21 protein-coding genes are annotated in these 22,900 nt (G+C 42.0%); 17 read left to right on the top strand and 4 right to left on the bottom strand.

Annotated features, from left to right (window positions below):
* Nucleotides 1-18: 18 nt before the first annotated feature.
* From KA713_17075 to KA713_17065, 3 genes are read left to right on the top strand one after another with little or no spacing between them, the layout of a single operon-like run.
* Nucleotides 19-1,314, top strand: a complete 1,296-nt coding sequence (locus KA713_17075) for an aminopeptidase P family protein (GenBank protein ID UXE66148.1) — start codon at nucleotides 19-21, stop codon at nucleotides 1,312-1,314.
* 7 nt (nucleotides 1,315-1,321) lie between these two features.
* Nucleotides 1,322-2,806, top strand: a complete 1,485-nt coding sequence (locus KA713_17070) for an APC family permease (protein UXE66147.1) — start codon at nucleotides 1,322-1,324, stop codon at nucleotides 2,804-2,806.
* A gap of 10 nt (nucleotides 2,807-2,816) precedes the next feature.
* A complete protein-coding gene (locus KA713_17065; protein UXE66146.1) occupies nucleotides 2,817-4,280 on the top strand; it encodes an aldo/keto reductase in 1,464 nt (487 codons plus the stop codon).
* Here KA713_17065 and KA713_17060 read toward each other — a convergent pair.
* Genes KA713_17060 through KA713_17045 form a run of 4 tightly spaced genes read right to left on the bottom strand, consistent with a single transcriptional unit; the run spans nucleotide 4,277 to nucleotide 9,069 of the window.
* Nucleotides 4,277-5,545 carry a sterol desaturase family protein gene (locus KA713_17060; protein ID UXE66145.1) on the bottom strand — a complete coding sequence of 423 codons (1,269 nt, stop codon included), beginning with the start codon at nucleotides 5,543-5,545 and terminating at the stop codon, nucleotides 4,277-4,279. The genes KA713_17065 and KA713_17060 overlap by 4 nt on opposite strands.
* 23 nt (nucleotides 5,546-5,568) lie before the next feature.
* On the bottom strand, nucleotides 5,569-6,888 hold the full coding sequence (locus KA713_17055) for a deoxyguanosinetriphosphate triphosphohydrolase (protein ID UXE69174.1): 1,320 nt from the start codon (nucleotides 6,886-6,888) through the stop codon (nucleotides 5,569-5,571).
* A 2-nt stretch (nucleotides 6,889-6,890) separates the two neighbouring features.
* Entirely contained in the window at nucleotides 6,891-7,481 is a 591-nt protein-coding gene (locus KA713_17050) for an RNAase (GenBank protein ID UXE66144.1), read from the bottom strand.
* 46 nt (nucleotides 7,482-7,527) lie between these two features.
* Nucleotides 7,528-9,069, bottom strand: a complete 1,542-nt coding sequence (locus tag KA713_17045) for a glycine--tRNA ligase (protein ID UXE66143.1) — start codon at nucleotides 9,067-9,069, stop codon at nucleotides 7,528-7,530.
* Nucleotides 9,070-9,233: 164 nt separating this feature from the next.
* On the opposite strand from KA713_17045, the gene KA713_17040 reads away from it, so the two are divergent.
* The 14 genes from KA713_17040 to KA713_16975 all read left to right on the top strand — a co-directional run bounded on the left by KA713_17040 (nucleotide 9,234) and on the right by KA713_16975 (nucleotide 22,871).
* A complete protein-coding gene (locus KA713_17040; GenBank protein ID UXE66142.1) occupies nucleotides 9,234-9,386 on the top strand; it encodes a hypothetical protein in 153 nt (50 codons plus the stop codon).
* A 333-nt stretch (nucleotides 9,387-9,719) separates the two neighbouring features.
* Complete coding sequence (locus tag KA713_17035) at nucleotides 9,720-10,574, top strand: universal stress protein (GenBank protein UXE66141.1); 855 nt, start codon at nucleotides 9,720-9,722, stop codon at nucleotides 10,572-10,574.
* Complete coding sequence (locus tag KA713_17030; GenBank protein ID UXE66140.1) at nucleotides 10,567-11,799, top strand: cation:proton antiporter; 1,233 nt, start codon at nucleotides 10,567-10,569, stop codon at nucleotides 11,797-11,799. The genes KA713_17035 and KA713_17030 overlap by 8 nt, the downstream gene beginning before the upstream one ends.
* Before the next feature lie 53 nt (nucleotides 11,800-11,852).
* The gene (locus KA713_17025) at nucleotides 11,853-12,347 is read left to right on the top strand and encodes an acetyl-CoA carboxylase biotin carboxyl carrier protein subunit (GenBank protein UXE66139.1); all 495 of its coding nucleotides are present in this window, start codon (nucleotides 11,853-11,855) and stop codon (nucleotides 12,345-12,347) included.
* A gap of 3 nt (nucleotides 12,348-12,350) precedes the next feature.
* Nucleotides 12,351-12,722: a phage holin family protein gene (locus tag KA713_17020; GenBank protein ID UXE66138.1), complete on the top strand. Its 372-nt coding sequence runs from the start codon at nucleotides 12,351-12,353 to the stop codon at nucleotides 12,720-12,722.
* 2 nt (nucleotides 12,723-12,724) lie between these two features.
* A complete protein-coding gene (locus KA713_17015; GenBank protein UXE66137.1) occupies nucleotides 12,725-13,126 on the top strand; it encodes a hypothetical protein in 402 nt (133 codons plus the stop codon).
* A complete protein-coding gene (locus tag KA713_17010) occupies nucleotides 13,113-13,874 on the top strand; it encodes a geranylgeranylglyceryl/heptaprenylglyceryl phosphate synthase (protein UXE66136.1) in 762 nt (253 codons plus the stop codon). Before KA713_17015 ends, KA713_17010 begins: the two co-directional genes overlap by 14 nt.
* Before the next feature lie 338 nt (nucleotides 13,875-14,212).
* Nucleotides 14,213-14,890, top strand: coding sequence for a M23 family metallopeptidase (locus tag KA713_17005; protein ID UXE69173.1), 678 nt, complete (start codon nucleotides 14,213-14,215; stop codon nucleotides 14,888-14,890).
* Nucleotides 14,891-14,901: 11 nt separating this feature from the next.
* A complete protein-coding gene (locus KA713_17000; GenBank protein ID UXE66135.1) occupies nucleotides 14,902-15,333 on the top strand; it encodes a polymer-forming cytoskeletal protein in 432 nt (143 codons plus the stop codon).
* A gap of 83 nt (nucleotides 15,334-15,416) precedes the next feature.
* On the top strand, nucleotides 15,417-15,614 hold the full coding sequence (locus tag KA713_16995) for an AtpZ/AtpI family protein (protein UXE66134.1): 198 nt from the start codon (nucleotides 15,417-15,419) through the stop codon (nucleotides 15,612-15,614).
* Nucleotides 15,611-15,985, top strand: coding sequence for a hypothetical protein (locus tag KA713_16990; GenBank protein ID UXE66133.1), 375 nt, complete (start codon nucleotides 15,611-15,613; stop codon nucleotides 15,983-15,985). The genes KA713_16995 and KA713_16990 overlap by 4 nt, the downstream gene beginning before the upstream one ends.
* 281 nt (nucleotides 15,986-16,266) lie before the next feature.
* Complete coding sequence (locus KA713_16985) at nucleotides 16,267-18,216, top strand: transposase (protein UXE66132.1); 1,950 nt, start codon at nucleotides 16,267-16,269, stop codon at nucleotides 18,214-18,216.
* Between the two features lie 177 nt (nucleotides 18,217-18,393).
* Nucleotides 18,394-21,360 (top strand): TonB-dependent receptor, encoded by a 2,967-nt coding sequence (locus KA713_16980; GenBank protein UXE66131.1) that lies wholly within the window; start codon nucleotides 18,394-18,396, stop codon nucleotides 21,358-21,360.
* Nucleotides 21,360-22,871 carry a RagB/SusD family nutrient uptake outer membrane protein gene (locus KA713_16975; GenBank protein ID UXE66130.1) on the top strand — a complete coding sequence of 504 codons (1,512 nt, stop codon included), beginning with the start codon at nucleotides 21,360-21,362 and terminating at the stop codon, nucleotides 22,869-22,871. The genes KA713_16980 and KA713_16975 overlap by 1 nt, the downstream gene beginning before the upstream one ends.
* Nucleotides 22,872-22,900 lie beyond the last annotated feature (29 nt).

The following is a 22,900-nucleotide window of genomic DNA, read 5'->3' as shown; positions in this document are numbered from 1 at the left end:
TAACTATTTATGAATAGAATGCGCACTCCCCTACTTCTATTTTTCATCCTCCTACCATCTTTTGTTTTTTCGCAAGAGTCGTTTCGGAGATGGCGAAAGACAAATCAAATTCGATTGGATAAATATGATTTGATTTTGCCCGAGGTAATGCGCGAGAACAAAATTGACATGTGGATTATCATGTCGCGGGAAGGAAATTTTGATCCGCTCTATTCAGAAATGGGAGAAGGTTATGTGGGGCACACGGGCTATTACATTTTTACTGACATTGGTAAGCCGCGGATTGAACGGGCGGTGCTCGGCATCGATGGTTACCTATTAGAAAAAACAAATGCCTATGATTATTTTGGTTCTGAAAGTGAGCTGAAAGAATTTGTACAAAAGCGAGACCCCAAGCGCATTGGCCTGAACATGTCCAAGGATATTGGTGGTGCCGATGGTTTGTCGTACACAGGTAGGATGCAATTAGCTGAAATCCTCGGAAAAAAGTACGAAGAGAGATTTGTTTCGGCAGAAAAACTCTTTTCAGATTTCAGATCACGCCACGTAGCCATTGAGATTGCCGTGTTTGCCGAAGCTGGAGATTATTCCTATCAACTGGCCGAGCGCGCTTTATCCAATGAGGTGATCACTCCTGGGGTTACTACCTTAGAAGATGTAGCCTGGTGGATGAAGGAGCAACTGTTTAAAAACAATTTACAATCCTCTTTCGGCATGCCTTCTATTTATGTAACAGGCCCCAAAGGAATTGAAGCGACTTCAACGGATCGCATCATTCAGCGAGGCGATATACTCATGCTGGATTGGGGAGTGGGTCTTATGAATTTTTATACAGACATGAAGCGCATGGCATATGTACTAAAAGAAGGTGAGAAAGAAGTTCCAAAAAGCATTCAACATGCATTTGATCAAGCAATAAAAGTTAGGGACGTTGTAAAAAGCTCCATCAAGCCACACATCACTGCCAAACAAAACGAAGAGAATATCTACAAAGCATTGAAGGAGGCTGGCTTTGTTCAAATTGAATTTAACAAGCCAACAACCGAAAATAAAACCGATGTAATCATTGGTTGTCATTCGGTGGGCGATTGGGGGCATGGAACAGGGCCATCGATTGCTTTTTTTAATCCCGTGCAGTTAACCTATGTAGTGAAGCCTTCCAATTTATTTTCCATCGAATTGTTTGCCTACACGCCCATGCCCGAGTGGGGCGGTAGCAAGTTGCGCATACCATTGGAAGACGATGCCGTGGTCACCGAACGAGGAGTGGAATGGGTGTACCCAGTTAATCAGCGCGTGTTACTGATCAAATAATTTTTTAATGGCCGCCACTTCCTCACCAGCTCTTTCACGAAAAATGGGACTGTTGGGCTTAACTGCCACTGGCATTTGCTCGATGGTGGGCGCTTCTATTTATGTTGTGCCGTTTATGATTCAGCGAAACGTGCCCGGCATTGGACCTTATGTATTGACGGCATTTTTGTTCGCTGCTGTTCCGGCATCGCTCGCAGCCTTTGCTTACGTTATACTTGCTTCGGCCATGCCACGCGCAGGCGGAAGTTACGTGTATGCGAGCCGCTCACTCAGTCCATACTTAGGTTTTGTTGCCAGTTTTTCGCAATGGTTTGGTTTGTCCATTGCCATCGGTGTGGTATCGTACGTCATTGTTCCATTTGTTCGAGATATTTTATTGCTATTAAAGTTTACAGATTTGGGCTTGCTGTTGAATAGCGGATGGGTTCGTGTTACGCTCGCCATGGTGATCTTATGGATGTTTGTATATGTAAACATTAGAGGCGTAACGCTTTATGAGCTCACGTTGATTCCGCTTATGATACTTATGTTTGGCTTGGGCGCAGTGGTGATTGTGATTGGGTTATCGTTTACCCAAAAAGATTTTACGGAAGCTGTTTTCACCAAGGAAGGAAGAAACATTTTAACATCGACTGCCGAATTTAAGTGGACAACCTTCTTGGCAGGTGCTTCGCTGTTGTTTTCAAGTTTCATTGGATTCGATTCCATTGCGCAAGCCGGAGGGGAAGCCAAAAACCCATCACGCAACTTGCCTCGTGCCATTGGTCTTGCCATCATTAGCGTAACACTTTTCTATTTTGTTTTCACATTTTCACTTTACCACACTGTGCCTTGGAGTTTTGTAGCGCAAGAGGCGTTGACAAAAGACGTAACGGCTCCCGGGTTGTTGGGTTATTTATTACCAACGGGTTGGGCGGTATTGATTATTGCAGGAGCAGCCGTGGCGTTGTTAAACGATTTGCCCGCTATGATATTAGCCGTTTCGCGCTTGCTATTTTCGTGGGCGAAAGACGGCATTTTCCCTTCACAAGTTTCAAAGGTTCATGCCCAATTTCATACACCGCATGCGGCTATCTTACTGAGCGGAACAATGGCCTCCATTGGTATTTTAGGTAGTCACTTTGCGGGAGATTTTTTTCTGGGCATTGATATCATGGTTACTTCTATGTTGGTAAATTATTTGTTGATGTGTTTATCGGTAATCGTGCTGCCCTTTACCAATCCAGAAATCGCAAAACGAATTACGGTGTTTAAGTCAATCAAGCTACAACGCGTTGTAGCAGGCTTGGGTGTATTTTGTCTGGGGAGTTTTTTGTGGGTGCACATCAGCAAAGATTTTTCTGCACCGGTAGGGGCTTGGTACTTTCATTCAACTCCTGTTTGGCTAATCGTGATGCTCATCGCTTCTTCCATTTTTCTTTTTTATTGGAAACGGTTAAAGCGAATGGGCGTAGATACAAAAACACATTTTGCTAACTTACCTGCTGAGTAATTTTTTTAGGATGGATACACCCAATAGTATTACCCTTGCTACCAATCTTTCGATTTGCAAAGTGCTTACCGGTTTATGGCAAGTGGCAGACTTAGAGCGCGATGGTCGTTTGCTTGACGCTGAAAAAGCAGCACTCGACATGAAGCAATATTTTGATAATGGCTTCACCACTTTTGACATGGCCGATCATTATGGCTCGGCAGAAGACATCGCTGGAGTATTTCACAAAAAATATGGAGGAAATAAAGCTCAGTTATTTACCAAGTGGGTGCCCCAACCGGGGCATGTGAAAAAAGAACAAGTCAAAGAGGCTATCCGAAAATCACTTAGGCGATTGCAATCTGAACAGATAGACCTATTACAATTTCATGCGTGGAATTATGCTCACCCTGCTTGGTTAGATTGCTTGTATTGGTTGCAAGATTTAAAAACAGAAGGGCTTATTGCTCATCTTGGTCTTACCAATTTCGATACTGCTCATTTATCGATGGTTGTAAACAGTGGTATCACGGTTGTTTCCAATCAAGTTTGTTATTCGTTGCTAGACCAACGGGCATCACGCCAAATGACTGCCCTCTGTTTAAAACATCAGATAAAATTACTGGCCTTCGGCACCTTGGCGGGAGGATTTCTTTCAGAAAAATGGTTGAATAAACCAGCACCCATTATGAGTGAATCGCTCACTTGGTCTCAAATGAAATACAAACGTTTTGTGGACGCGGCTGGCGGTTGGGATAAATTTCAGCAATTGTTACATACATTGGATTTGGTAAGCAAGAAGAACAACACATCCATTGCTAATGTATCCAGTCGCTTTATTTTAGAGCAGCCCGCTGTGGGTGGTGTCATTATTGGCGCACGCCTTGGTCAGAGCGAACACATCGAAGAGAATAAAAAACTGCTCACGTTACAATTGGATGACGTGAGTAAAAATTTGATTCGCGAATCACTAAAACAATTGACTGCAATACCCGGTGATTGCGGTGACGAATACCGCAAGCCACCCTTTCTTACCGCTTCTGGTGATCTGAGTCATCACCTAGAATCTACTCCATCTCCGTATCCGACAGAAGTCGGGCAAGATGGCCGAACGAAAGCATTGAGCGGAACAGTTTGGGAAGACCTAGCGGGCTTCAGTAGAGCCATCCGAAAGGATAATCGCATTTTGATTTCGGGTACAACTGCTACACACGGCAACGGATTGATTGGCGGAAGTGACCCCGCTGCACAAATGCATTTTGTACTGGATAAAATTGAAGGGGCATTACAATCATTGGGGGGAAGTTTGCAAGAGGTGGTGCGCACACGCATCTACATCAGAAACATACATGATTGGGAACCCATTGCCCGCGCCCATGGCGAGCGATTTAAAGATATTCAACCTGCCAACACCATGGTAAAAGCTGAATTGATTGGAGAGGAATATTTAGTGGAGATGGAGGCGGAAGCGGTTGTGAGGGACGCTGCTCTTTAAGCCATCCTCAACTCACTACTCTCTTTTCTCTGCTGAAGTGCAAAATAAACAGCACCACCCATTGAAAGAATAAAGTAACAGACAACAAAATTGCTGATGCCGGGCACGAACGTATTGGCTCCAAACCAATCGCCTTGAGAGAAAATCAAATAGATGCCGTAGCCACTGCGAAGCATTTCCCAAAAAATGGAAGAGATATTTTTGTCCATTAAATCAGTAAGGGCATAGACTGTTAAAAAAACAAAGGCTCCATAAAGAAAAATATTGGGTGTGCCGATGGTGGCAATGTTGCCAAACAAGTAGCTTAAAAAAATCAACAGGATAACTAGTTGAGTCCAACTCCAAGCCATTAAGCCTTTTGCTGTAGCAGGATCGTATTTGTCGAAATGATATACATCTTTAATTTTTTGAACGGGGTATTTTGCGGCCACATCGGAAGAGCGCCAACCCAATGGCATAAACCAGATTTTCAGTTTGTCTTCCAGTCTTTTTGCACGCCATGCGTCTTGTATCAAAAGCCACAGGTGCATAAAATTTATTTTGATAGGGTTCCACGTTTGCACTGGCCTTGTGACGCCATACACTGCTGGCACCGATTCCAATTCTGCTTGGTACGTACCAAACCATTTATCCCAAAAAATAAAAATCTGTCCGTAGTTTTTATCTAGGTATTCAGGGTTGATGGCATGATGCACGCGGTGGTGCGAAGGTGTGACAATAATTTTTTCCAAAAAACCCATGCTGCCAATGTGCTGTGTGTGGTACCAAAACTGCGCAAACAAGTGAAGAGGTGCCACAATAGCAATCACATCTTTTGGCACACCCAACACTGCAGCAGGTAACAAAAAGATGGCAAATATTTTTACAATGCTTGAAATACTTTGCCGAAGCGCGCAGGCTAAATTAAATTCTTCGCTGCTGTGGTGGATGATGTGGTTGTTCCAAAACAAATTATACTCATGTGCGATGCGGTGTACCCAATATCCGGCAAAATCCAATGCTATAAAAGCAACGACATACGTCACCCACCCGCTGGGCACTTGCACCAATTGCACTTTTTGCTGCAACCACGGATACGAAATAATAATGACACTTAAGCCCAGCACGTCTTTGGTAACGTTGGTCATGCCCGAGCTAAGGCTTGAAATCATGTCGTTGGTTCGCACCGTGTCATTCCCTTTGCGCCAACCGTACCATTTTTCAAAAAGCACCAGCACCAAAAAGGCAGGCATGGCTATCAATAGGATTTTTCCGTAAGCTTCCATATAGGCTACGAAATTAGGAAAAATTAAACCGAAAAGCCTTTGATTTTTTTGAAGAGTGAAATGGCGTGCCGATCGGTTAAGCCAGAGACAAAATCAATGATTTGGCGTAGGATGTCATAATCACTTACTGAATCTTGCTCAATGCTCCACCGAACCTCTTCGGGTAACAGCAATGCTAGATTTGCATACTTTCGTGAATGATTCTTGTTTTTTAACTGAAATCCCGATAAACAAAACTCACTGAGCAAGCCGGGCAGAACTTCATGGCCTGCCGCCTCAATTTCAACCACATGTCGTGCACGGTAAATTTTTTCGATGGAAACTGTGCTGATTTGAGTCAAGGCTTTTTTGTGCGTACCCACATCGGTTAAGGCCTGATCAAATTTTCCGTTTAGAATGGCCACTTCCTGATCTAAAAAAATGCTTGTGCAATCATCGACCAACTTACCAATTACCATCGCGCGCAATACGCCCAGTTTTTCGTTTAAGCTAATGTGTTTGCTCAATTTCTTGCTGTCAAATTGATCGCCCAATATGGCGGCCATCATTTCTATGGTTTCAGCAAAGCTGATTAAACCCAATCGGCAACCATCTTCTAAATCTATAATGCTGTAACAAATATCATCCGCAGCTTCCACCAAAAAAGCCAACGGGTGGCGGCACCAACTGGTTTCTCCAGCTAGAAGGCCAAGTTGAGAGGCGGCTTTTTCAAATGCTATTTGTTCAGACAAAAAGAAACCAAATTTTTTCTGGCTCTTTTTTGATTTATCACGATTGGGAAAAAAGGATGGGCACGGATATTTGGTGAATGCACCTAATGTTGCAGTCGTTAATTTTAATCCGTATTGCTTTTTATTCAGCAAGCGGAAGCCCTGCGCATTGCCTTCAAATTTCGTAAGATCGGCCCATTCGGCTTCTGTCACTTTTTCTTCGAATGATTGGCCGTGCGGGTGATGCAGAAAAAAATCCGACAGTGCATCTTCACCAGCATGCCCGAAAGGTGGATTGCCTAAATCATGCGCCAATGCTGCCGCGGCCACAATCGCTCCGAAATCAAAAAGCGAAGATTGCGCATTCAATTCCGGATGGCGTTGCAAGATTACTTCACCTACTTTTTTGCCGAGCGATCGGCCAACACTAGAAACTTCTAAACTATGCGTTAAGCGAGTGTGTACAAAATCGTGTTCGGGCAAAGGGTGCACTTGTGTTTTGTCTTGCAACCTACGAAACGGATGCGAAAAAATAATGCGGTCATAATCCTGCTCAAACGCACTGCGCGAAGGTTCTGCGAAATCGGATTTTGCATCCAGTCGCTGAGGAGAGAGGAGTTGGAGCCAGTTCATCATCACTCTTTCAAAACCAAATCAATGCACATAACAGCCGCTAAAATCAGTAATCGCAAAGGATGACCTGCAGGAACTTCAGGGCTGATTTGTAAAATGTAATTATCGGCAGAAGTAAATAACTCTTTGCCCAAGCCACTCCACTTTTTGGTGACAGTGGCAAATTCTTTTCCATCGTTTGAGACGAACTTAAAATCCCAGCTTGTCCATTTTCCTCTCAGCATACACAACGGTCGCTCGCTCGCGTCTAGTACTTCAAACTTTCCGCCAATGGAAAAAAATTGTTGCTTAAATTTTCCGATCAATGTGTTTCGCTCATCCAACACTTCCACTGTAGACAAAAAGACAGACACACCTCTTCGCACGGTTAGCAGCCGTTGCCCTTCGGGTGTTTTGATCTCCATGTTAAACGGGGTCATGCGTTTGTAATCTGTAAACCGAAAAAACTTAGTGAAGAAACCTAAATTTTCTTCTTGGCATTGGAAAATAAGTTGTTTGGTTTCGGGGTCCAACACATCAAAACTGTTGGCGGCCTTAAAAACTTTTACATGTTCTTTAACGAAAAATAGATTTTTGTTGAGTGCGGGGTGCATTATTAAAGATTTGGGATGTTCGATTTAAGATTTAAGATTTTTGCGCTTAAATCGTTTTTAGTAATGAAGCCAACGAAACAGATTCTTGGATGATTGATTTGACCGCTGCCACATCTACCCGATCTTGTTTCATGCTATCGCGATGACGAATGGTTACGGTGTTGTCAGTCAATGTTTGATGATCGATGGTAATGCAATACGGTGTACCAATGGCATCTTGTCTTCTGTATCGTTTTCCAATGGCATCTTTCTCTTCGTAGAAGCAACGGAAGTCAAACTTCAAATCGTTCATGATTTCCATTGCCTTTTCGGGAAGGCCATCTCTCTTCATCAAAGGAAGGATGGCTACTTTATTGGGCGCCAGTGACGCAGGGATGCGCAACACCACGCGGTCGCTACCATCTTCAAGCTTTTCTTCTTTATAAGCAGATGACAACACCGACAAGAACATTCTATCCAAGCCTACAGAAGTTTCTACCACGTAAGGAATATAATTTTGATTATCTTCTGCATCAAAGTACTGCAACTTTTTGCCCGAATATTTTTCATGGCTCTTCAAATCAAAATCCGTGCGACTGTGTATGCCTTCCAACTCTTTAAAGCCCATGGGAAAGTTGAACTGAATGTCGCACGCGGCATTGGCATAGTGGGCCAAGTTTAAATGATCATGGTACCGATAGTTTTCTGAACCTAGGCCAAGAGCCTTGTGCCACTTTAAGCGTTTTTCTTTCCAGTATTCATACCATTTCATCTCTTCTCCTGGCTTCACAAAAAATTGCATTTCCATCTGCTCAAACTCGCGCATACGAAAAATGAATTGGCGCGCCACTATTTCATTTCGAAAGGCCTTGCCGATCTGTGCTATCCCAAAAGGAATTTTCATGCGGCCGGTTTTTTGCACGTTCAAGAAATTGACAAAAATGCCTTGGGCCGTTTCGGGTCGAAGGTAAATTTTGTTGGCATCTTCTGCCACCGAACCCATTTCGGTAGAGAACATCAAATTGAATTGGCGAACATCTGTCCAATTTTTGGTTCCCGAAATTGGATCCGCCACTTCTAAATCAATGATCAATTGCTTTAGGGCTTCCATATTGGAGCCATTCATCGCATCTTTCAACCGTGTGTTGGCTTCCTCAATTTTCTTTTGATACTCCACTACACGTGCGTTCGTGCTCACAAACATGGCTTTGTCAAAGTTCTCAAATCGCTTGGCTGCCTTCTCTACTTCCTTGTCAATCTTATCTTGAATTTTGGCGATGGCATCTTCCACCAAGACATCGGCCCGGTATCTTTTTTTAGAATCTTTGTTGTCCACCATCGGGTCGTTGAAGGCATCTACGTGGCCGCTGGCCTTCCAAATGGTGGGGTGCATAAATATGGCCGAGTCGATGCCCACAATATTGTCGTGCATCATCGTCATAAATTTCCACCAGTATTCTTTAATATTGTTTTTTAGCTCCGCTCCGTTTTGGCCATAATCGTAAACGGCACTAAGGCCATCATAGATTTCGCTGGAAGGAAAAATAAACCCGTACTCCTTGGAGTGTGAGATAATGTTTTTTAAGAGATTGTCTTCAGTATTTGCCATGAGGCCGCAAAGATAGTTTTTAGCTTCAAGTAGAATTGGGTGAGCGTGAATTTTTTTATCTATGTCAGCAAGTGTGTGTTCAAATGAACGGTAAAGCTAGTGCCCCGACCGTAGGTTGATTCAATGGAAATGTCACCCCTCAATTTTTCTAAAGCCTCTTGACAATGAATAGCCCTAGCCCAGATCCTTTGGATCCATCCGTGGCACGGAACCAAGCCAGCAATTATCTCGACCAAAAAAAGCGAAACAAAACATGTGCTTACGAGGTGCATCGAAACAGTCGTTTCCATAGGGTTCGGGCTGGCGACCAAATATAGTACGGAATAAAAGCGGTAATTCCAAGAATTGCTGCTACTTTGAAGTAGCCTCGCTTATTGAGAATCCGCACCAAAAAACCCAGTTCAAATAAACTAAACCACCATCGATCGGTTGTAAGTCGATAGGTTGTAAAAAGAATGAAATTCTTAACCCCAAATAATACTTATTCCCAAAGCGAGAAAAATTACTACCCCAAAAAACTCCAAGCAATAGCTTCAAAACTATATTTTAAGAAACTGAAAGTCTTGCACCAAAAGTTTATAGTTTCAACTAACGACTGAGGCCAATGAAAAAAGTTAAGTAAGCGGCACTTTTACTATCTTGTAGCTTCAATGAGTTTTGAAGTAAAAAAAATAGGTTTGGCGATTGCCATTTCCCCAACGGCACAATCGCTTTTGGTAATCGCTGCTAGGCTTTCCAATCTATTTAAGGCAGAACTGATTTTGGTGCATATTGGTAAGCAGACACCACAAGAAGAAGAGCAATTTCAAAACTTGTTGCAAAAAGTTGACCTCTCTAGAGTAAACCACAAGCTAATTTGGAGGCAGGGCTCTATAGCTTCTGAGATTTTATCCGTTTGTCGAGAGAAGGGTATCGATTTGCTGATAGCCGGTGCTTTAAAAAAGGAGAATCTTCTTAAAAACTATATCGGCACAGTGGCACGAACCATTATGCGAAAAGCCAACTGCTCTATTTTGATGATACAAAACCCAACCTCAGAGTTAATGCCGTTGCAAAACGTGGTTGTTGATGCCGAAGAGAGCCCACATGCCGAAATGGCTTTGCAGGCAGCTTGCAAAATTGCTCAACTGGAAAACGCCAGTTGGCTGCACGTGGTGCGCGAGTTAAAATTATTGGGGTTGACCTTGGCGGTGAATGAACAATGTAACGAACAAGAGTATGCGGAGAGCAAACAAGAGATGGTGCGCGAAGAGATTGAACAAGTAGAACGAAAACTTGCCCACATCCCACATCAGGGTTTGAAAATTACCATCAAGATGCTGTCAGGTAAATCGGGATTTGAATTGGCGCGGTTTGCGGAGCGAAAAAAGGCGGATTTGTTAGTGGTGAGTGCGCCAAAAGAAAGATTGATTTTGCTAGACCGGCTTTTTCCGCACGACCTAGAATATGTATTTGCCAATCTGCCTTGCAATTTGTTGGTAATAAAATCCACTAAGCATGAGTAAGCTATCGCATCATGAAGTGATGGTTTTATTGGTTCAGCTAAGCACAATGCTTTTGATGGGGAGATTGTTTGCTGAAATTGCCAGAAGGCTGAAGCAACCCGCAGTGGTGGGCGAACTGATTGCCGGCATCATCATAGGCCCTACTGTGCTGGGCATGATTGAGCCATTGTGGTTTGAAACTTTGTTTCCTCCGAGTGCCACTTCAGGTGTAGTGCTTGCTGGATTTGTGCAAGTAGCAGTAGTGATGCTGCTTTTTATTGCAGGGCTTGAAGTGGACTTGCACATTGTGTGGCAGCAGGGCAGGCAGTCCATTCTTACCAGTTTGTTCGGGTTGGTGGTGCCGTTCTTGTTTGGTTTTACATTGCCGTATCTATTTCCGGATTTTTTTGGGTTGGCCGATAAAGAAGCAAAGCTTGTTTTCTCTTTGTTCATGGGCACAGCCATGGCCATCTCTGCCTTACCCGTCATTGTTCGCATTCTCATGGACCTAAATCTTTTTAAGTCACGCATGGGTTTGTTGGTAGTGGCTTCTGCCATGATCGATGATGTAATTGGATGGATTATTTTTTCGGCAATATTGGGTATGATTGGCAAAGGTGGCGGAGGCATGTCATTTACCAACACGATTTTGCTCACCATCAGTTTTACCGTGATCATGCTTACCCTAGGTCGTGGGTTATTGAATCGCATACTCCCGTGGATCAACAAAAAAATGGCCTGGCCGGGTGGCGTGCTTTCATTTTCACTGGCCTTGTGTTTTTTAGGCGCTGCCTTTACGGAGTATATTGGTATTCATGCCATATTTGGTGCCTTTATTATGGGCGTGGCGTTTGGCGATTCGGTTCATTTTAGCGAACGGGCAAAAGAAATCGTTCACCAGTTTATCAATAATGTTTTTGCCCCCTTGTTTTTTGTATCCATTGGTTTGCGTGTAAATTTTATTACCAATTTTGATATAGGTCTTACCATTATTATTGTAGTCATCGCTTTTGCGGGAAAGATCATTGGCAGCGGATTAGGCACACGCTTGGGCGGATTTACGTGGCGCGAATCGATGGCTGCCGGATTTGGTATGAATGCACGCGGGGCTATGGAAATTATTTTGGGATTGATTGCCTTAGAAAATGGATTGATCAACGAAAAAGTTTTTGTGTCGTTGGTTATTATGGCACTCATCACCAGCATGACCAGCGGCCCTTTGATGAAGTGGGTGTTGAAAAAATAGTTTGTTGGTAAATCAATTCAAAAATCGTAAATCGAAACATCAAAAATCTGCCCATGACACAGGCCACCGTAAATGATAAGAAATTTGAAATCACTTCTACTGAAGAAGGTTTTTTGATGGATGGCCAACCGTTGGAGTGGGACATTCTCAAAATCTCAGAAAGGTATTTTCACATCCTCTATCAAAATAAAACCTATCGTGCTGAATGGATAAAATCAGATAGTGAAACCAAGACCTTTACGTTTAAGGTCAATGGAAATGTGTACGTGGTTGCGTTGAAGGAAAAATTGGATTTGATGTTGGAAAAAATGGGCATTGCCAATGGCAGTGCCAGTAAAATCAACAATGTCAAAGCTCCGATGCCAGGCCTTATCATAGACTTAAAAGTAAAAGCGGGTGACGTGGTAAAAGCGGGTGAACCGTTATTGATATTGGAAGCCATGAAAATGGAGAATATTCTAAAATCTTCAAGAGAAGGTGTAATCAAAAATGTAAAGGTGAAAAAAGGAGAAAGTGTAGAGAAAGGGCAGGTGTTACTTGAATTTTAATGTATGGATTTGAAAAGATCGATTGCTAAGCTGCTGCGACTGGAAAATTTGATAGGTCACCTTACGGGATATGTGGAATCGCAGGTGGCGTTGGTAAAATTGGAAGTGCGTGACGAGGTAGCCAAAATTTTATCGCGCGGATTGGTGGTGGGCGTGGTGCTTTTGTTGGCCTTTTTGTTTCTGCTTTTTTTTAGTGTAGGTTTGGCCCATTACCTCAACAGTCTGTTCGAGCAACCTTTTATAGGCTATTGGATTGTGGCCTGCATTTATGGATTACCTTGCATTGTGTTTTTGGTATTCAGAAAATCTATCAGTAAAAAAATTGAGTACCAGTTTAGTGAAATGATCAAGCACCAAGAAAAACGCCCCAGCTGAGTATGGAATTATTAGAAACCCAAAACCCAGAACGCAAAAAACTTTTGGAAACCAGCGAGCGGCACAAGCGCGAGTTGGAGAAGGAAGTGAAAGATATGTCTGATAAAACCGAGAAGGTGCTGAAGAATGCACTCATCATTGGTGGTGCATTGGCCGTTACTTACTTACTGGTAAGTCAGCTTGGCTCTGGTAAGAAAAAGAAAAAAAGCAAAGCAAAAATACAACTGCAAGCCGCCCCTGCCCCAATCGACCAAATGGTAGAAGAGGAAGAAGAAACACCCAGTGCGTTTTCTGCCATCGGGGCAAAAATTGCAGACACGGCCACCGTTATGCTGCTGGATATCGCCAAAGAAGCATTATCAGAATTTTTAAAAACACGCCAACAAAAAAATGCAGATTCTTAGAAGCTTAGAAAGCCGTCACCGCGAAGGAAAAAAATCCATTGCGGTATTGGTAGATCCCGATAAGGTAGACGATCCCGATCAACTGAACCCACTGATTCGGTTGGCGAATGAAAATTGTGTTGATTTCTTTTTTGTGGGCGGCAGCTTAGTGACTACGGCCAACTTGGGAGAAGTGATCAAGCATATTAAAGAAAATGTTTCGATACCCGTAGTTATTTTTCCAGGCAGTTCTTTACAGATAGATCCAGCAGCAGATGCGCTTTTATTTTTGTCGTTGATCTCCGGCCGCAATCCTGATTTGTTGATCGGACAGCATGTGATTGCAGCACCCATATTAAAAAATAACAAACTCGAAGTGATGCCCACTGGCTACATCCTCATCAATTCTGGTAAAATTACTTCGGTCGCCTACATCAGCAACACCACGCCCATACCCGAAGATAAATACTCGTTGGCCGCCTGCACTGCGTTGGCTGGCGAAATGCTTGGTCTTCGATTAATTTATTTAGATGCCGGAAGCGGAGCCGAAAATGAAATTAGCCCTAAAATGATTTCAACTGTTCGCAAGGCTGTCAATGTTCCTTTGATTGTGGGTGGTGGAATCAACACTTCGCGAAAAGCAATTGCTGCATTGGAAGCGGGTGCCGATTTGATTGTAATTGGCAACGCTCTTGAAAAAGATCCTAATCTACTAACAGAAATCTCTGATAAGGTGTATGACTGGAATCAGGATGTACCCCGATCCTAAGTCGAAATCACAGTAGGTTGCCAACCTTCGAAAAATTGTCTACCCTTTTATCGCTTCCGATATTGGATCCCAAATTTATTTGCTTGGCTAGTTCAGGGATAATTGCAGTGCTGGTGAAGTGATTTCTATTCCCTACCTTTGCCCAAATTTTACCTCTGGTGAAACCAAAAAAAACACTTTCTGAGCGCCTCACCAACAAATACCAGTTGGTAATTCGCAACGAAGATAACCTAGCTGAAAAAACCTCTATCGGTTTTACATATGCTAAGTTGTTAGTAATTGCCTTTTCTGTTTTCTTTTTGATTTTTGTTGGTAGCCTTTTCTTATCTAAAACCTTGATGGCAAAATGGTTTGACCCCAAGTACGAACAAATCGAAAACAACAAACGGCTTTATGCTTTGGCCATTAAAATGGATTCGCTCGCAGTAGAGGTAGAGAGAAAAGATATGTTCATCCAAAATGTGCAACGCATTCTTAGTGGTGATACGGCCAGCGGGTTTTCAGACCCTGCCAAATCACTCAAGACCGAACCTGTAAAGCCCATTGGCAGTATGAAATTAACGCCTGCCGATTCGCAGTTCCGAAAAGAATTTGAGCAATCAGAATACTCGGTGGTTTCGTTCAAAAGTAAATACCGCGATCTCCAAGGAGTATTTTTCTTTACGCCCATCACAGGCTTTATCAGCGATAAGTATGATCTCAAAAAATTACATTATGGTGTGGATGTGGTGGCCAAAACAAATGAGCCCGTGAAATGTGTGGCAGATGGGACAGTAGTAATGGCCTCGTGGACACAAGACTCAGGCTATGTGATAGCTGTGCAGCATCGGGGCAACCTGATATCGGTGTATAAGCACAATGCTGGATTATTGAAAAAAGTTGGTAATTTTGTTTCTGCTGGGGACATTATCTCTATCGTTGGCAATAGTGGAGAGATGACCGATGGCCCACATCTTCATTTTGAATTGTGGTACAACGGAAATGCACTCAACCCCGAAGAATTTGTAACGTTTTAAAAACAAATGCTATGCTAACAACTAAAGAACAAAAAAGAGCCGCAGATGAAATTAGCAACTCCAGTAATGTAATTGGTAAGGGTACTATTTTAGAAGGTAACATCGACACCCACGGCAACATTCGCATCGAGGGTCGTATCATTGGCAATATCAAATCAAAATCAAAAATTGCATTGGGTCACTCTAGTCATGTAGAAGGAAACATTTCTGCGCAGAACGCAGATATTGAAGGCGAGGTAAAAGGCAAAATTGATATTTCAGAATTGTTGGCGTTAAAATCAACCGCTGTTATTCATGGCGATATAAGCACCGGCAAATTGGTGGTAGAACCGGGGGCTGTATTCAACGGAAGCTGTAAAATGGGTGCCATCAAAGAATTAAAGATTAACGAAAATGGTCATCGCACAGCTACCCCTGCTGCGCAAGAGGCAAGATTGAACTAAGTAGGTGAGAGATTAACTTAGCATGTTCACTTGAACACTGAAGACCACATACTGATCATCATTTTTTTGATCCTCACCATTCAATGAATTCTTCATTTCTTAAGTACAGTAGTTTGGGCATTCAGTTGTTAGTAACCATTGGGTTGGCTGCTTATCTGGGGCATAAGCTAGATCAATACCTTCAATTGAAGTTTGCTGCCTTCTTGTTATCGTTCGTGTTACTTTCTTTTGCAGGAATAATGTATCAATTATATCGAACATTGAACAAAGAAAACAAATGATTGACCGAGCACTCGTTTTTTTTGTTTTCGCATTGGTTTCAATTACCTGTTTGTTGGCATTGGGTGCGTTTCAACTAGCTGCAGCTCCTCCCTCTTTCACGAAACCCATTTTGGTTGGCTTATCTTTCATGACGTTGGTGATTTTCATTCTTTTGAAAAATGTAAAAAAGGATCAGCATCAAAATTTTGTGTTGTATTACCTGCTTTCGATTTTTGGTAAGTTCGTAATTGCTAGCATTGCTGTATTCGTCATTTTGCAACAAGATGCTTCTTCGTCAAATACCAATGTTGTTCTTTTTATGATCAGCTATGTTACCTTTACCATCTTTGAAGTAATTGCGCTGTTGTTGGTAAAGCGAGCCAAGTCGTAGAGGAAGAAAACAAGGGCGAACTATCGAGCACTTTCTGAAGGTGAATCGTATATTGAATTGGTAAAGTTTACTTCTGCGGGCAAGAAACAGAAACCATCAACTATCCCACACTATTCAGTTCAGATGGAATTGTTTGTTCAACAAAAGACCAAACCAATGACACTAGACCAGCAGAAGGTGTCTGCGGAAGCGAAAACAGTTTATCATCACGGCAAATAGTGGTAGGTTATTCTTCTTTTTTCTATATTTCATTGACAAACTTATAGCCTTAAACAAGTGGTATGGCGAATAACCTCAGCTTAATGATTATAAGAAATTTAGTTTTCCTATGGCTTTTGCATTTGCCCTTCTGTGTGGTGGCCCAGCAGCCCGTAGAAGTAGATGATCTTGTAGAAGAACGCAACTTCATGCCTTATGAGTTGATGTACTTTCAAGATAGCACAAATGCAGTTTCTTTTAGGCAGATATCTTCTTTGCTCTTTGCGAATAAATTTAAGCAACATACAAGGTATCAAAACAAAGATTTTGTACCGAATGCTGTTTATTGGGTTCGGCTTCCTGTTCATCATATTCCGCACACCCAAAAAATATGGTTGTTAGAATTCTATGATCAATCCATAGACAAAATTGAGGCTTACGTTCCTCAGCAAAATGGTACCTATGAGAGGCTAAATCTGGGTGATGAACAGCCTTTTACTAATCGGTTGTTTCGTCATAAGAATTTTGAACTTATGTTGGACATGAAGAAGGACACAGTTATGTTTTATTACTTCAAAGTTCAGTCGCACGAATTTGCAGATATACGGATTGCCTTTCGCTCCACCAATCGCTTCATTTATTATGCTTTGAATGAATACTTCTTGTTTGGTATTTTTTATGGAATGATTCTGATCATCAGCCTTTACAACTTTCTTACTTATTTAGCGATTCGAGAAATCAAATTCATTTACTACATCTTTTACATTCTTAGTGTTGCCTTTTATGCCATGAGCCTTGATGGCATTGGTTTCCAATACCTATGGCCAGATTACCCTCCGGTAAACCGATATGCCACAGGAATAGCTCTGTATTCTGTGATACTTTGGGCGCTTGTTTTTACACGAAGATTTTTGGTCACCAAAGCGAATGCCCCACAGCTTGATAGGGTGTTTAAATGGATGGTGGCTTTACGAACAGCTCTCTTCGTTTTTGCACTTTTATTCTATCCTAAGCTATTGAGCCAGCGGATTATAGACATTATTCCACTGTCATTGATTTTTTACGCCTCCATTTTCGTGTGGCGCAATGGCTACCGACCGGCTCGTTTTTTTGTGATTGCTTATGGTCTTTTGTTCTTTGGGGTTTTTATCAGGGCTCTAGTCTATTTCAATGTGCTACCATTTACTACGCTATCACACTATAGTCTGCACTTGAGTTTTGTATTAGAGATGCTCTTTTTAACACTTGCATTGGGCGACCGCATTCGTATTTTAAAAGATAACCGGGATAGGGCCTTGCGTAAAATCATTTATCAACATGAGGCCAACATTCAATTAAAGGATAAAGTAAACCGCGAATTGGAACAGAAGGTTAAGGAAAGAACCATCGAGTTAGATCAAAAAAATTTGGCGTTAGTGGACAGCAATCATAAGCTAATCAATCAAGCCAAAGAAATCAATCAAATCAATTCACTTTTGGATTTGGAGAATTGGAAATTGAAAAATCGGGTGAAGGAAGTGTTGGAAGAAAGATTGTTGGAAAAAACCATGGACTATTCCGAGTTTAAAACTCTTTATCCCGATGCGCTTGCTTGTGATCGTTTTCTAGAAGAGCTAAAATGGGGCAATGGCTTTGAATGTCCCAAGTGCAGTAATCTAAAATATTTTGAAGGTGCTACTAAATTTGCCCGCAGATGCACACGGTGCGGGTACAACGAATCGGTAACTGCTTATACCATATTTCATGGAACTAAAATTCCACTTGAGAAAGCATTTTTTATTGCTTATCTCACCGTTGTTGCTAAAAAATCATTTACGCTAGAGGGTCTTGGCCGACAGCTCGATATTCGGATAAACACCATATGGGCATTTAAGAAACGTGTACTGGAAAGACTAATTGAATTAGAAAATACTGGTTATCCGCTCAACGCATCCATTTGGCAAGAGGTAATTCTACTTCAAAAAAGATCTTACAAAAGATTCAATAATCATCAATTAAAACGCTTGTTTGCTAACCGCAAATTCATTTTTTGAAAATAGCCCTTTTAGCCTCGGAAACGATTGAAATTAATGTTTTTTAACCGCAATTTATAATTAACCCCTGAGGGGTCCATACGTAGACTAGAATGTACCTTTAATGAAAAATTCTTTCAATATTTATTGGGATAGAATGAAATTTACATCATTGCAGTATTTCTAAAATAGCCAATTATGAGATTCATTCTGCTGATTATCACATTTTTATGTATAAATTTTGCCTCCTTTTGTCAAAGGTTAATTGAAGGTAAAGTCCTATCAGGTGATGACAAACAACCACTGCCAGGAGTTAGTATCGGTATTGAAGGAACAACTAGGGGTACTATTTCTGATGCCAATGGCGATTTCCAATTGGAAGTTAAAGATTCGGATAAAGCGCTTGCATTTTCTTTTGTTGGATACAAACCCACCATTGTCCAACTAACCGGTCAAAATCGTTTGGAGGTAACCCTACAACCTGATGTAATGAATCTAGATGAGGTAGTTGTTATTGGCTACGGCACGGTCAATAAATCCGACCTTACGGGAGCAGTTTCATCACTAAAGTCGGCTGATTTGACAAAAGTTCCTGCGCTTAATCCTATGCAGGCATTGCAAGGTCGTTTGGCAGGTGTTCAAGTGAGCAGTTCAAGTGGTGCGCCAGGTGCTGCACCTGTTGTGCGTATTAGGGGTGTTGGCACTTTTAATAATTCAGCACCCATCTACGTTGTTGATGGAATGATATTGGACGACATTAATTTTTTGAATTCGGCAGATATTAAATCGGTGGAAGTCCTTAAAGATGCATCTGCAACGGTGATCTATGGGTCCAGAGGTGCCAATGGAGTTATTATAATTACGACAAAGCAGGGCAATGCAGGCAATAAAGAAACACCAACCGTTTTTGAAGTAAACTCAGAATATAGTTTACAGACACTTCAAAGAAAAATTGATCTTTTAAAAGGCCGAGAGTTTGCGCAAGTGGTTAACGATTTTAAGCCTGGTACCTACAACAATGTTGATGCGCTACCTAACACAGACTGGCAAGACTTAGTTTTTAAACAAGCACCTCTCCAAAACTTCAATGTTTCTGCGTCAGGGTCATCTTCTAAAATTCAATACTATGTAGGTGTTGGCTATTTCAATCAGGAGGGCATCATACCGAATTCTAGTTTTGAACGGTTAACAGTAAAGATCAATAACACATTTAAGCTAACGGATCGTATACGACTAGGGAACAATATGAACATTGCACCTACCAGACAGCAAAATACGAATAGTGGCGTTGTGTTTGCTGCCTATCGGGCATGGCCAACCTTGGCCCCCTATCAGGTAAACGATGGCTATACAGAAGTACCTGGCGTTGGCAATCCTTTGGCTGATTTAGAGTACACCACAAATAATTTCAGTAAAGGTCTTCGTACTTTATCGAATACCTATCTTGAGGTTGATTTACCTAAGGGATTTTCATTTAAGACTTCCTATAATTTTGATTTTCAATATAACAAGAACGATAATTTCGTGCCCGTTTTTTTCGTCTCAGCTCAACAGCAAAATTCTCTAAGTACGTTGTCCAAACGCACCAGCGATGAAGTTAATTGGTTATGGGAAAACATTCTCAACTACAAAAAGACTATTGGCAAGCATCGGATTGATGCATTGTCAGGTTATACGATGCAAAATAGTAGTTCGGAGTTTACTCAGCTAGGCGCACGTAATATTATTCGAGACAGTCAGGATTTTTGGTACTTAAACAACAATAATTTTTCAAGTGTTGAAAATGGAGTAGACTTGAACAGAAATTTTAGTATGATTTCGTTTTTAGGAAGAGCTAACTATGTCTTTAATGACCGCTATTTGGTTACCGTTTCTTTTAGAAGAGATGGGTCCAGCAAGTTCTCTGAAAATAACAGGTATGCTAATTTTTATTCGCTCGCACTGGGTTGGAACTTAATAGAAGAAGAGTTTATCAAGAAAATGAACGTATTCTCTAACCTGAAAATACGCGGCAGTTGGGGCGGCATTGGTAATGAAAAAATAACGTATAGAGATCGATTCTCTTCAGTAAGCAATGGATTGAATACTGTTTTCAATGGTACGCTTCAACCAGGTTCTAGTTTTGGTGGATTAGGAAATCCAAACTTAAAATGGGAGACCACCTATCAACTTAACGTTGGTTTAGAGGCAGGATTTTTTGATGATCGTTTGGCTATTGAGATTGATTATTTTAACAGACGCACAGAAGGCATTCTGATTCCGCTTTCAGTGCCAGGCCATTTAGGCAATGCTGGTGCCCAAGTTACATTCAATGCCGGCCAGGTAACCAACCGTGGCCTAGAGGTTAATGTTAAGTATGACGGCAACGTAGGTGGTCTTGGTTACAAGGTGGGGGGAAATACCACCTTTATACAGAATGAAGTGAATACGGTAAGTGGCGATGTTGGAGTTGGCAACTTTTTGCGAGGAGGAAATGTATTCGGTGCATTTGTTACCCTTAGCACACCTGGCTCACCGATTGGTTCTTTTTTCGGCTATCAAACAAATGGGGTATTTCAAAATGCAGCCGAACTCGCTGCTTACCCAAGAGATTCACAAGCAGGTGTTGGTGATTTACGTTTTGCAGATACCAACAACGATGGGAAGATTACCCCAGAAGACCGGGTGGTTTTAGGTTCTCCAATTCCCACTTTTCTCTATGGATTTAATCTAGAGTTGAATTTTAGAAACTTTGATTTGTCGGCAGATTTCCAAGGAGAGGGAGGTGCTAAAATCTATAATGCAAAGGCTACCATTCGACCCGACCTTTACAATTTTGAAGCTTCTGTAATAGACCGTTGGCGGGGAGAAGGAACGAGCAATACCGAGCCAAGAGCAACGCAAGGTGGTTATAACTTTTTGCCTTCTAACCGCTTCATTCAAGATGCTTCTTTCTTCCGACTAAGGACATTGAGCCTTGGCTACTCCTTCCCAAAAACTCTGGCAAGTAAAGCAGGAATGCGGGTAGCTCGCATATATATTCGGAGTACAAATTTATTCACCCTTACACAATTCACGGGCTATTCCCCTGAGATTGCTAGTGAAAATGTTACCGATAATCGGGTGGATAGAGGCTCCTATCCAGTAGCAATCATTTATTCTGTAGGCTTAAACATTTCTTTCTAATGAAAACAGAGAATTCAAAAATTACGATCGGTCTAAAATGGATAATTGTATTTCCATTAGCCATCTCTATATCGTGCAGCGATTTTCTAGAAAAGAAACTACAGGGAGAAGTAACCCAACAAAATTTTCCAACCTCGGCAAGCGATGCCTTATTGGCAACTAATGCTGTTTACAAAACACTTCGAAGGTCAAGTTATCATTCAGGTTTGTTTCCCATTTTAGATATTATGTCCGATGACGCCAGAAAAGGAAGCAATCCTACAGACCAGGCAGCTACAATCGGTCCGTATGATTCGTTTGAACATGTGCCCGGGGAGTCGTCATTGGCAGGTTGGTGGAATACACTTTACGAAGGCATCAAGTGGGCTAATGTTGTAGTTATCTCTGTGCCCAAGATTTCAATGGATGAAAATTTGAAAAAGCGGTATGTTGGTGAAGCTAGGTTTTTACGAGCCTTATATTACTTTGACTTGATGAGGGCTTGGGGTGCCGTTCCACTGGTTACGGTTGCGGATCCCCCTACACGTTTAGCCCGCGGCCCCAAAGCAGATATTGCGGCACTCATTAAGGATGACTTGCTTTTTGCCATCGCCAATTTGCCTACTAAGAACGAGTATGCTACAAATGACAATGGCAGGGCAACTAAAGATGCTGCACGTGCTTTAATGGCGCGTTACGCATTATTCCAAAAGGATTACGCATCGGCAGAACAGTACTCGTTAGAAGTGATTAATTCGGGATTATATGGTTTAGAGTCTCAATTTGCCAATACAAATAGTGTGACTGGAGCAGGTGGTATTGAGTCGGTTTTTGAAATTGGCGCGTTGCCTTTTGAAGATTTCTTTGGTTCAGATTTGGGCGGTAATCAATACGCCAACGTGCAAGGCGTAAGAGGCACACCCAATCGTGGTTGGGGCTTTAACAGGCCAACCCCTTCTTTAGAAGCGGCATTTGAACCAGGCGACCCTCGCTTAGAGTTAACGATTATACGACTTGGTGAAGTTTTAGATGGCATTACGATAGCTGGCGATGGTAGCACACCAGATCAAACCTTTGATTCCAATGGAATTCTACAGGAAAGGGAATGTTATAATCAAAAAGTGTGGACACCTGGCAATAACGTGCCGACCCAGTGGGGCCACACCAAGCGAATAATACGTTATGCTGATGTGTTGCTGATGGCTGCAGAGGCACTCGCTCAAAACAATAAAAGCATACAAGCACTCTTGCACCTAAATAAGGTAAGAGAACGTGCACGCCAAGGCAATGCTGCGATTTTACCAGACATCACGGTAACCGATAAAGCACTTTTGTTAGATAGAATTTTTCAAGAGCGAAGGGTTGAACTTGCGTTGGAGGGTCATCGCTTTTGGGACTTGGTTCGATCAGATAGGGCGGCACAGGTGTTAGGGCCGCTTGGGTTCAAAGCCGGTAAGCATGAGTTGCTACCTGTGCCGCAAAGTGAAATAGACATAACCCAAGGATTACTTGGGCAAAACGATAATTGGTAGTTAAGTAAGTAGTTTTAATTTTTTTTAAC

Origin of the sequence: Chryseotalea sp. WA131a, assembly GCA_025370075.1 — a bacterium.
Lineage (GTDB): Bacteria > Bacteroidota > Bacteroidia > Cytophagales > Cyclobacteriaceae > ELB16-189.
The sequence above is the reverse complement of the archived record's forward strand: the minus strand, read 5'-3'. Positions and strand labels throughout refer to the sequence as shown.